The 11,264-nt window shown below is 71.8% G+C and carries 10 protein-coding genes; 3 read left to right on the forward strand and 7 right to left on the reverse strand.

Annotation, left to right across the window (positions count from 1 at the left end; genetic code table 11):
- Positions 1-106 precede the first annotated feature (106 nt).
- Positions 107-1,357, reverse strand: coding sequence for a L,D-transpeptidase (locus tag AC07AB_RS28180; RefSeq protein ID WP_478572327.1), 1,251 nt, complete (start codon positions 1,355-1,357; stop codon positions 107-109).
- Between the two features lie 267 nt (positions 1,358-1,624).
- Positions 1,625-1,960: a hypothetical protein gene (locus AC07AB_RS28185; protein ID WP_478572330.1), complete on the reverse strand. Its 336-nt coding sequence runs from the start codon at positions 1,958-1,960 to the stop codon at positions 1,625-1,627.
- Between the two features lie 110 nt (positions 1,961-2,070).
- Between AC07AB_RS28185 and AC07AB_RS28190 the strand changes: the two genes are divergently transcribed.
- Complete coding sequence (locus AC07AB_RS28190) at positions 2,071-2,418, forward strand: hypothetical protein (protein WP_478572333.1); 348 nt, start codon at positions 2,071-2,073, stop codon at positions 2,416-2,418.
- A gap of 75 nt (positions 2,419-2,493) precedes the next feature.
- Here AC07AB_RS28190 and hutH read toward each other — a convergent pair whose 3' ends face one another.
- The 5 genes from hutH to AC07AB_RS28215 form a co-directional block, all read right to left on the reverse strand.
- Positions 2,494-4,038, reverse strand: coding sequence for a histidine ammonia-lyase (gene hutH / locus AC07AB_RS28195; protein WP_478572336.1), 1,545 nt, complete (start codon positions 4,036-4,038; stop codon positions 2,494-2,496).
- A 64-nt stretch (positions 4,039-4,102) separates the two neighbouring features.
- Entirely contained in the window at positions 4,103-5,203 is a 1,101-nt protein-coding gene (locus AC07AB_RS28200) for a GGDEF domain-containing protein (protein WP_478572763.1), read from the reverse strand.
- A gap of 185 nt (positions 5,204-5,388) precedes the next feature.
- Positions 5,389-6,183: an enoyl-CoA hydratase/isomerase family protein gene (locus tag AC07AB_RS28205; protein WP_478572339.1), complete on the reverse strand. Its 795-nt coding sequence runs from the start codon at positions 6,181-6,183 to the stop codon at positions 5,389-5,391.
- A 498-nt stretch (positions 6,184-6,681) separates the two neighbouring features.
- On the reverse strand, positions 6,682-7,758 hold the full coding sequence (locus tag AC07AB_RS28210; protein ID WP_478572342.1) for an adenylate/guanylate cyclase domain-containing protein: 1,077 nt from the start codon (positions 7,756-7,758) through the stop codon (positions 6,682-6,684).
- Positions 7,759-8,032: 274 nt separating this feature from the next.
- Positions 8,033-9,007 carry a biotin--[acetyl-CoA-carboxylase] ligase gene (locus AC07AB_RS28215; RefSeq protein ID WP_478572345.1) on the reverse strand — a complete coding sequence of 325 codons (975 nt, stop codon included), beginning with the start codon at positions 9,005-9,007 and terminating at the stop codon, positions 8,033-8,035.
- A gap of 191 nt (positions 9,008-9,198) precedes the next feature.
- Here AC07AB_RS28215 and AC07AB_RS28220 point away from each other — a divergent pair, with 191 nt between their 5' ends.
- On the forward strand, positions 9,199-10,803 hold the full coding sequence (locus AC07AB_RS28220) for an acyl-CoA carboxylase subunit beta (RefSeq protein WP_478572348.1): 1,605 nt from the start codon (positions 9,199-9,201) through the stop codon (positions 10,801-10,803).
- Between the two features lie 62 nt (positions 10,804-10,865).
- Positions 10,866-11,072, forward strand: a complete 207-nt coding sequence (locus AC07AB_RS28225) for an acyl-CoA carboxylase subunit epsilon (protein WP_478572351.1) — start codon at positions 10,866-10,868, stop codon at positions 11,070-11,072.
- Positions 11,073-11,264: the final 192 nt, after the last annotated feature.

The following is an 11,264-nucleotide window of genomic DNA, read 5'->3' on the forward strand; positions in this document are numbered from 1 at the left end:
CCCCCCCCCCCCCCCCCCCTCCCCCCCCCCCCCCCCCCTGCCCCCCCCCCCCCCCCCCCCCCCCCCCCCCCCCCCCCCCCCCCCCGGCGCAGGACCGGCGAAGGGGTCAGGCGCCCGTGGCGCTGCCCGCCACCCAGGCGTCCCAGCTCATGTTCCAGCCGTTGAGGCCGTTGTCGGGCTGGACCAGCCTGTCGTCGGAGCCCTTGACCGTGACGACGTCGCCGACCATGGAGTTCGAGAAGAACCAGGAACCGGGGGTCGAGGAGTCGTTGCCGCCCTGGGCGTCCTGGAGGCCGACGCAGCCGTGGCTGGTGTTGGCCGAGCCGAAGATGCCGTGGCCCCAGTAGTTGCCGTGGATGAACGTGCCCGAGTTGGACAGGCGCATCGCGTGCGGCACGTCCTTGATGTCGTACTCACCGCCGAAGCCCACGGTCGAGCCGTCCATCCGGGTCTCCTTGAACTTCTCGGAGATCACCATCTGGCCGTTGTACGTGGTGTGGTCGGGGGAGCCCGCCGAGATCGGGATGGTCTTGATGGTCTTGCCGTCCCGGACCACCGTCATCTGGTGGGACCGCGCGTCGACCGTGGAGACCTGCGAGCGGCCGACCTTGAAGGAGACCGTCTTCTGCTGGACGCCCTGGACGCCCGGCGCGGACTCGACCTTGTCGAGGTCCATCTTCATGGTGACGGTCGAGCCGGCCTTCCAGTACTCCTGCGGGCGGAAGTCGAGGCGCTGGTTGCCGAACCAGTGGCCGACGACCTTCTGGCCGCTGGTGGAGTTGACCGTGATGTGCGACTGCACGGCCTTCTTGTCCTTGATCGGCTTGTCGAAGTTGATCGACACGGGCATGCCGACGCCGACGGTGGAGCCGCTGTCCGGCGTGTACGTGCCGATGAAGCTGTTGGACGGGGCGACCGTCGTGAAGGAGGAGTTCTCGGTGGCCTTGCGGTCGTCGGAGTCCTTGGCCTCGGCGACGATCTTGTACGTCGTCTGCCGCTCCAGCGCCTTCTTGGGCGCCCAGGAGGTGCCGTCGGAGGATATCGATCCCTCGACCGGGGTGCCCTTCTCCGTGGCCATGGTGACCTTGGTCAGCTTGCCTTCGGAGACGGTGACCTTGCCGCCGGTGTTGATGCTCGCGCTGGTGGACCCGTTCTTCGACGCGATCTTGATCTTCGCCTTGGAGGCGTCCTTGGCCGCGGCCTCGTCGACCTTGCTCTGCGACTTGCCGTGACCCGCGTCACCGCCCTTGTCGTCTCCCCCGCCACAAGCAGCGAGGGTCAGTACGCCGCCGAGCACAGCGGCCGCGGCTACGAGGCCCTTACGGCGCTTGCCGTACGTCATCACACGCTTCTCCATTGCTACTGATCCCCAACGTCCCCGATCCACAACGATGGGCACGCCCGCTTCGCGGTCACCCAATAGAGAACGCCTTCACCGATTCAGCGGTTCCACTCGTCATAAAAGTGTGGGGAAGCCCACTCAAGCGAAGACCCCGGCTCCGCAACCAGCGGAGCCGGGGCCCTGATATGGGCGTTAGAAGAGGGTTTCTCCCCGAATAACCCTCTGCACCTCCCAGGTCTCGCGACCCTTCCCGTCGTCTCTGGCGGTCGTCCTCAACCCTCTCTAGTCGTCGTCCTCCTCATCCCGTTCGCCGTCGCCGTCGAGGGCCCACTCCCGCGACTCGGGGTCGTAGTCGATCTGTTCGCTGCTCCACGAAGCCTGGGTCAACTCGACCCCCGGCACCTCCTTGACCACGTCGAGCGGGTCGACGAGATACGCCAGCGCCTCCGCCGCGTCGGAGGAGACCGAGGTACGGGCGTGGCCGCGTTCGTCGTCGTGCAGTGATCCATCGCCGTCGACGCGGTCGAGGGCGGCCGAGGTCAGCTTGCCGGAGTCGTTGATCTCCAACACCAGCTCGACCCGAAGTCGTACAAACCGTGATGACTCATCTGTGCTCATCCCCGGAGCGTAAGGGCCAGCGGAACCGCGACTTCCAAACGACCCGCGGGTATCACTACCATCGGAGGCCCACGGCCCCAATCACCGCCATCTCAAGGGGGATTCATTCCGTGACCGCACGCCGTCCGCTGCTGACCGCCGCTGCCGCGGGCTCGCTGCTGTGCGCGTTGTGGTTCGTACCGTCCGCGAAGGCGACGGCCGAGCACACCACCCCCACCCAGCACAGTCACCGCTCCATCACCGTCCCCGCCTCCGATTCCAAGACCACCCTCGACTCCGGCACCACGACGGCCGCCGAGCCCGCCTCCATGGAGCAGGCGAGCGACGGTCTGGCCCTCGCCGACACCGGCAGCTTCGACACCACCCCGTATCTGGTCGGCGGAATCGGATTCCTCGGCCTCGGGGGCGCGCTGGTGACGGCCGCCGTGCGCCGCACGCGCACGTCGACCGGACTCTGATACGACTCCGCTCCGCACGGAGCCACGGAAGGCTATGGGCCGCGCACCGCGGCCCATAGCCCGAACCTCTCGGCTCTACGCCAGCGGCCCCGTCACCGTCTCGGCCGCCTCCGTCAGCTTCCCGGTCCGTACGAACTCGTGCGCGGCCGCCAGGTCCGGCGCGAGGAAACGATCCGCCCCGGGGCCCTCGACCCCCGCCGCCCGTACGGCCTTCAGCACGGCGCTCGTCGCGGGCGCGGGGGTGAGCCCCGTGCGCAGTTCGACGGCCCGGGTCGCGGCGACCAGTTCCACGGCGATGATCCGGGCGAGGTTGTCCACGGCCGTACGCAGCTTGCGCGCGGCCGACCAGCCCATGGAGACGTGGTCCTCCTGCATCGCGGAGGACGGGATGGAGTCCACCGACGCCGGTACGGCCAGCCGCTTCATCTCGCTGACCAGGGCCGCCTGCGTGTACTGAGCGATCATCAGGCCGGAGTCCACGCCCGCGTCGCCCGCGAGGAAGGGCGGCAGGCCGTGCGAACGGTTCTTGTCCAGCAGCCGGTCGGTGCGGCGTTCGGCGATCGAGCCGAGGTCCGCGGCGGCGACGGCCAGGAAGTCCAGCACGTACGCGACCGGCGCACCGTGGAAGTTGCCGTTGGACTCGACCCGGCCGTCGGGCAGGACCACCGGATTGTCGACGGCGGCGGCGAGTTCGCGGTCGGCGACGAGCCGGGCGTGGTCGAGGGTGTCCCGGCCGGCGCCCGCGACCTGCGGGGCACAGCGGATCGAGTACGCGTCCTGGACGCGCGGCGCGTCGTCCTGCTGATGCCCGATCAGCCCCGAACCGGCCAGCACGGCCAGCATGTTGGCGGCCGAGGCGGCCTGGCCGGGATGCGGGCGGATGGCGTGCAGCTCGGCGGCGAGCACCTTGTCGGTGCCGAGCAGCGCCTCCATGGAGAGCGCCGCGGTGATGTCGGCGGAGGTGAACAGCCGCGCGAGGTCGGCGCAGGCCATCACCAGCATGCCGAGCATCCCGTCGGTCCCGTTGAGCAGCGCGAGCCCCTCCTTCTCGCGCAGTTCGACGGGGGCGATGCCGTGCTCGGCGAGGAGTTCGGCGGCGGGCCGCAGCTCACCGTCGGGGCCCTCCGCCTCACCCTCGCCCATGAGCGTCAGCGCGCAGTGCGAGAGCGGCGCGAGGTCGCCCGAGCAGCCGAGCGATCCGTACTCGTGCACCACGGGCGTGATCCCGGCGTTGAGGATCGCGGCCATCGTCTCGACGACGAGGGGGCGTACGCCCGTACGGCCGGAGGCGACGGTCTTCAGCCGCAGGAACATCAGGGCCCGTACGACCTCGCGCTCGACGCGCGGCCCCATGCCGGCGGCGTGCGAGCGGACGATGTTGCGCTGGAGCTGTGCGCGCAGATCGGGGCTGATGTGCCGGACGGCCAGCGACCCGAAGCCGGTCGAGACGCCGTACACGGGGTCGGGCTTGGCCGCCAGGTCGTCGATGACCTGGCGGGCGGCGGCGACGGCGGCGAGCGCCTCGTCCGCCACCTCGATCCGCGCCGCGCCGCGCGCCACGTCGATCACGTCCTGAGCCGTCGTACCCGAGGCCCCCACCACCACAGTGTGCATATCCATATTCAGGCACCCTAAAGACTGAATCGCTGACTGTCACCATCCGTACGGCCCCGGACGCGGGCCCTCATGGGCGGCGCCCCCGGAAGCGGCGGCGATCGGCGGGCGCGCCCTCGCGCGGGGTGTCGGCCAGCCGCACCACCGGATCGTCCGCGCCCCCCTCGCGCCCCGCCACCACCGGCTTCTCGGACCGCGCGGCCTTGGCCCGGTACTGCGCCGCGTCCGCCAGCCGGAAGAGCCGGCGCGCCGACCGTACGGGCCCGATCGGGTCCCCGGTCGAGGCGACGCCGCACGCGACGCCCTCGCCCAGCTCCAGCTCGCCCGCGCGGCGGCACAGCTCATCGGCCACCCGCACCACCTCGTCCGCCGTCGGCCCCACCGACAGCAGACAGAACTCGTCCCCGCCCAGCCGCGCCGCCAGGGCGTCCGGCAGCATCGCGCCGCACAGGGAGAGCACCGAGCTGAAACGTTCCAGCAGGCGGTCCCCGACCGCGTGCCCCAGCGTGTCGTTGACCCGCTTGAGCCCGTTCAGATCGCAGACCAGCAGGCTCACCACCGTGCCGGTACGGCGGTGCCGCTCCACCGCCTCGTCGAGCCGCGCGTCCACGGCGCGCCGGTTGGCGAGCCCCGTCAGCGGGTCCTCGAACGCCAGCTTGCGCACCTCCTCCAACCGCTCGGTCTGCACGATCCCGGCCGCCGCGACCGCCGCCAGTACGGCCGCGAAGTCCGCGTCCCGCCCGTCGAAGACCGGCTCGCCCACCGCCCGCGCCACATACAGCTCGCCCCAGGCCCGGCCGTGCAGCACGATCGGCGCGACCACGCAGCAGCCGCGCCCCCGCCGCCGCAGGGCGTCCGCCCGGTGGTGGCGGTACGGGCCGGAGCTCCCGGCGCCGCCCTCCGCGGTATCCACCCAGGCGTGCGGCTCGCCGCCGCCCACCCACTGCTCGTGCAGGAACTCCGCGACCTCCGGGAAGTCGTGCACCGGGTAAGTCTCCGCCGCCGGGAACTCCTCTTCCCCCGCGGCCCGCTCCCCGTCGTTCACGAGCACCCGCAGCCGGCCCCGGTCCCGCTCCCACACCGACACGGCCGCGAACGACCCGCCCAGCGCGCGCCGTGCCCCGTCGGCCGCGGCGCGCGCCGACTCGCGCGGAGTGTGCGCGGCCGCCATGGCCTGCGCCAGCGCCACCACGGCCCGCAGCCGCGCACCGCCTCCGTCGCCGTCCCCGTCGACCGTCACGCTCGCCTCACATTCCGTAACCGTGTGCACGCTCTGCACCCAGCGTAAGAATGCCGCGGCCAATCCGCTTTACGGGGGTTTACTTGGCTTTGCCGACGCTTAAAGGATCTCGGCGGCTAGACGCCGGGCCACTCGGGGGCCCGCTTCTCGTTGAAGGCCGCCACGCCCTCCGCCCGGTCCCCCGAGAACGCCACCGAACGCCAGGCGGCGTCCTCGACCTCCAGGCCGGTCCGCAGGTCCTGCCCGTGCCCGAGGCGCAGCGCGCGCTTCGCGGCCCGCAGCCCGACCGGCGAATTGCGGGCGAACCGCTCCGCGAGCGCGAGCCCCGCCTCGCGGGCCTCGCCCTCCGCGACGAGCTGGTCCACGAGACCGAGGTCCCGCGCCTCCTCGGCCGGCACCCGCCGCGCCGAGAAGATCAGCTCGGCGGCGCGCGCGGCGCCCACTCTCCGCGGCAGCAGCTGAGTACCCCCGCCGCCCGGAATCACACCCACCGACACCTCCGGCAGCCCCACCACGGCGCTCGCGTCGGCCACGATCACATCACACGACAGCGCCAGCTCGAACCCGCCGCCGAGGGCGAACCCGTGCACCGCGGCCACGGTCGGCATCGGCAGCTCCAGCACTCCGGTGTACGCGGCCCGCGACAGCGGCCGGTGCCGGCCGAGTTCGGCGTCCGTGAGCGTGTTGCGCTCCTTGAGGTCCGCTCCCACGCAGAAGGCGCGCTCGTGCGTGGAGGTCACCACGACGGCCCGTACGTCCTGATCGGCTCCGAGCGCGTCGGTGGCCCGGGCGATGGAGCGGGCCATCTCGGCGGAGATGGCGTTCATGGCCTTTGGCCGGTCGAGGACCAGTTCGGCGACGTGTCCGTGGCGCCGGACGGCGATCCAGTCTCCGTAGCGCTGCTCAGTCATGCCACGACCCTTCGGGTGTTAACGACCGTAAACGTATGGGCGGATCATCGCAGGGGGAGGGGGGTTGTGGCCATGGGCCGGCGGCCCGCCTCCCCCTCGGGGCTCCGCCCCGGACCCCGGTCCTCAAACGCCGGACGGGCTGGGGTGGGCCGACGTCAGGTCTACGCTCAGCTCTCCGGGCGGGCCGGGGTGAGGCGGCCCCGCGTCTGAAGCTCGGGGCCCGGGGCGGGCTGGAACGAGTCGGCTCCGCCTCCGAGCACCGGACTCCGGACGGCTGGGATGGGCGGACCTCACGTCCGGACCCAGCACGCCGGGCGGGCTGGGATGGGCTGACATCAGATCAGCGCCCGATGCTCGGGCCGGGCCGGAACGGCCGACCCCGCATCCGAGCGCGGCGCTCCGGACGGGCCGGAACGGGCCGCCCCCGCACCAGAACCCGGCACACCAAACAAGCCGAAGCGGCCCGGTCTCATAACTGGGTGCGGCCCCCGGCCGCCGTCAGCCCCTCCGGCTGAGGAGCCAGGGCTCGACCACGCCCAGCCCACGCACCGGTCGCTGCCACATCGGTTGCAGTGCGAAGCGGTATCCGGGGTCGGCGCCCTCGCGTTCCTTTGCCGCCAGTGCTTCCTCCGCCTCGGAGATCGGGGCGTCGCCCGTGCGGGACAGTTCCTTCGCGAAAGCGCCGTCGACCAGGACCGCGTCCTTCGGCGCTATCGACGTCAGCCTGCTCGCCAGATTCACCGTCGTGCCGAAGACGTCACCCATGCGCGTCGTGACGGTGCCGAAGGCGATTCCGACCCGGAGTTCCGGCATCGTTTCGTCGTTCGTCATGGTCTCGATGAGCCGCAGGCCGATCTCCGCCGCGATGCCCGCGTCGTCCGCCGCGTACAGCACCTCGTCGCCGAGCGTCTTGATGAGGCGGCCGCCGTGCGCGGCGACCAGGTCGGCGGCGGTGGTCTCGAACGCCTCGACCAGCTCGCCGAGCTCCTCCTCCTCCAGCCGCCTCGTCAGCCGGGTGAAGCCGACCAGGTCGGCGAAGCCGACGGCCAGGCGCCGGTCGACCATCTCCGCGTCGTCCTGCGCCTGCACCACACGACCAGTGGCGGCGGCCAACTGCCGCCGCCACACGTAGACGAGGAATTCTTCGAGCTCCGGGAGGAGCAGTTCGATCAGCGGGTAGGTCATCTCCGTGCGGGTCATGCCCGGTTCCTGGGGTTCCGTCAGACCCTCCAGGAAGGAGTCGATCTGCCAGTCCGCCAGTCGGGCCGTCGTCTGCCCGGTCGACCGGGCGACCTGCACGGCCATCGGCTCGCTCAGCAGCCCGGCCTCCACCAGGCCCGCCAGCCGCCGCAGCGCCAGTACGTCCGCCTCGGTGAGCGCCTTGGCCTGGCCGATGTCGGCGAAGCCCATGGCGCGCCAGAACCGGGAGGCCAGTTCCATGGAGACGCCGGCCGCCCGGGCCGCCTGGAACGGGGTGTAGCGCCGCTCCGCGCCGAGGATCAGCTGTTCCAGGCGCAGGGCGAGGGGGTCGTCGTCCCCCTCGGCGGCGGCGCCATCCGCGTCGTCGACGGTCACCGCCCGCCCCCTGTCCGATCCGTGCGCACTGCCCTGCCGATCACTGTTCGCCCGTGCTCCGTGCCTGTGTCGCGCCGTCCCGCGTACTGCTCCGCGGTCCCCCTCGGGACCCCCGCGGGACGCCTCAACGATACGACAGGTGTGCCGTAGCTCACTCTCCGGACTCCGCGCGTCCCGATGCCCCTTCGGTCTCGTCCACCCCTGCCACCTCGTCAGATGCAGGTGCCCCTACCGTCGTGGCGCCCGCGAGGGCCCCGCCGGGCCCGGCGGCCCCTCAGCCCACCGCCGGCCTCAGGTGCACGATGTCCCCCGCCCCCACCGGCTCCTGCACGCCCTCCGCCGTCGCGAGCACCAGCCGCCCGTCGCCGTCGATCGCGACGGCCTCGCCGACGAGTTCGCGGTCGCCGGGGAGTTCGGCCCGTACGGTCCGGCCGAGCGTCGCGCACCCCGCGGTGTACGCCTCCTGCAACCGGCAGGCCCCCGGGTCGCCGCCGGCCTCCCGCCACCGCCCGTACCACTCCTCCAGCGACCGGAGTACGGCCCTCAGCAGCGGATCGCGGTCCACCACCGGCGCGCCCGCCAGCAGCAGCGAGCCGGCCGTCGGCACCGGCAGCTCGTCCGCGTGCAGCGAGACGTTGAGGCCGATGCCCAGCACCACCCCGGCGCCTGCCCGCTCGGCGAGGATTCCGCCGGTCTTGCGCTCGGCGCCGACGGGCCCCGCCCCCGCGACAGAACCCGAACGGGACTCCGCGGCGGGCTCCGGGATGGGCTCCGGGACGGGTTCCGAACCGGACCCGTCGGAGTCCTCGGGGATCGTCACCAGCAGATCGTTCGGCCATTTCAAGGCCAAGTCCACGCCCGCGGCCCGGGACAGCGCGGTGGCGGTCGCCACCCCGGCCAGCAGCGGCAGCCACCCCCACCGCTCCATCGGCACCGCGTCGCCCGGCTCCAGGTACACGGAGAAGAAGATCCCGGAGCGCGCGGGCGCGGACCAGCGCCGGTCGAGCCGCCCGCGCCCGGCCGACTGCTCCTCGGCGACGAGCACGGCTCCGGGGGCCAGGCCCGCCCCTTCTCCGGCGAGGGTGGCCAGATCCGTGTTGGTCGAGCCGGTCACGGGCACCACATCGATGGAGGTCCACAGCGCGTCGGGCCGTACGAGGGCGCGGCGCAGGGCCGCGGCGTTCAGCGGCGGCCGGTCGAGGTCGGACCAGGGGCTGCCGGAAGGACCGGAGGAATCAGGGGGCGTCATGGGAGCCAGCCTAGGAGGGGACGGTGTGGCCAACGACGCACTGCCACAGCGCAGCCGCGCGGATACGCTACGAACCAGTAGCCAGAAGGGCCCCAGCCGGTCTTTTCCGGCCCCCTTCAGCCCCCTGAACCCCCGAAATGTTCCGGAAAGCCCGAGTCAGCCCATCCAGGACGAGCAGGAGCCGCATCGCGATGTCCGAGCCGCAAGACGCCACACCGGACGCAACCAGTCACACCACCGCCGGGAAGCTCGCGGATCTGCGTCGCCGCATCGATGAGGCGACGCACGCGGGCTCCGCGCGCGCCGTGGAGAAGCAGCACGCGAAGGGCAAGCTGACGGCGCGCGAGCGCATCGAGCTGCTCCTGGACGAGGGGTCGTTCGTCGAGCTGGACGAGTTCGCGCGGCACCGCTCGACCAACTTCGGCATCGAGAAGAACCGTCCGTACGGGGACGGCGTCGTCACCGGCTACGGCACCGTCGACGGCCGTACCGTCTGCGTCTACTCGCAGGACTTCACCATCTTCGGCGGCTCGCTCGGCGAGGTCTACGGCGAGAAGATCGTCAAGGTCATGGACTTCGCGCTGAAGACCGGCTGCCCCATCGTGGGCATCAACGACGGCGGCGGCGCCCGCATCCAGGAGGGCGTCGCGGCGCTGGGCCTGTTCGCCGAGATCTTCCGCCGCAATGTGCACGGCTCCGGCGTGATCCCGCAGATCAGCCTGATCGTGGGGCCTTGCGCGGGCGGCGCGGTCTACTCCCCGGCGATCACCGACTTCACGGTGATGGTCGACCAGACCTCGCACATGTTCATCACCGGCCCGGACGTCATCAAGACGGTCACCGGCGAGGACGTCGCCTTCGAGCAGCTCGGCGGCGCGCGTACGCACAACACGACCTCGGGCGTGGCGCACCACATGGCGGGCGACGAGAAGGACGCCATCGACTACGTCAAGGCGCTGCTGTCCTACCTGCCCTCCAACAACCTCTCCGCGCCGCCCGCCTTCCCCGAGGAGGCGGACCTGGAGACCTCGGACGAGGACCGGGAGCTGGACGTCCTCATTCCGGACTCCGCGAACCAGCCCTATGACATGCACACCGCCATCGAGCATGTGCTGGACGAGGGCGAGTTCCTGGAGACGCAGGCGCTGTTCGCGCCGAACATCGTCACCGGCTTCGGCCGCGTCGAGGGCCACCCGGTGGGCATCGTCGCCAACCAGCCGATGCAGTTCGCGGGCTGTCTGGACATCGACGCCTCGGAGAAGGCCGCGCGGTTCGTCCGTACCTGCGACGCCTTCAACGTGCCGGTGCTGACCTTCGTCGACGTGCCCGGCTTCCTGCCCGGCGTCGACCAGGAGTACGGCGGGATCATCCGGCGCGGCGCGAAGCTGATCTACGCCTACGCCGAGGCGACGGTGCCGCTGATCACGGTGATCACGCGGAAGGCGTTCGGCGGCGCGTACGACGTCATGGGCTCCAAGCACCTGGGCGCGGACCTCAACCTGGCCTGGCCGACCGCGCAGATCGCGGTCATGGGCGCGCAGGGCGCGGTGAACATCCTGCACCGCCGGACGATCGCCGCGGCCCCCACGCCCGAGGCACAGGAGGAGGTGCGCCAGGAGCTGATCACGGGCTACGAGGACGCGCTCCTCAATCCGTACGTGGCGGCCGAGCGCGGCTACGTCGACGCCGTGATCATGCCGTCGGAGACGCGTCGGTACGTCGTGCGCGGGCTGCGCGCGCTGCGCGACAAGCGCGAGTCGCTGCCCCCGAAGAAGCACGGCAACATCCCGCTCTGAGGCGGTGCGGCCGCCCGGCCGTACCGCTGCGACACGTGCTGTAACACCGTAAGGAGGCCGCAGTGATCAAGGTCGTACGAGGCAATCCGACCCCCGAGGAGTTGGCCGCCGCCCTCGCGGTGGTGCAGGCCCGCGCGGCGTCGGCGCCGGACGCCGCGCCGGACGGAAAGGTCCGCGACGCGTGGGCCGACCCGGCCCGTACGGTCCCCGGCCGGCGCCTCCCGCACCCCGGTCCGGCGGCGTGGCGCACGACGTACTGGCCGGTCTGAGACACACCACCGGAATCACCCGCGTACCCCCTGTCACCTGGGCACCTTTCCGCTGGCGGGATACCCGGGGAAATAGTCCCTCCGCTTGCGGGGGGCGGGGGAAACGGCTCGAGGGGAGCAGCGGGGGTCCCCCGGGAATGGGAATTCGTGGGGGGTTTTGACCGCCCCACAAAACGCCCAAAGAGACTCGCA

The sequence above is a fragment of the Streptomyces sp. NPDC044033 genome, from assembly GCF_056434425.1.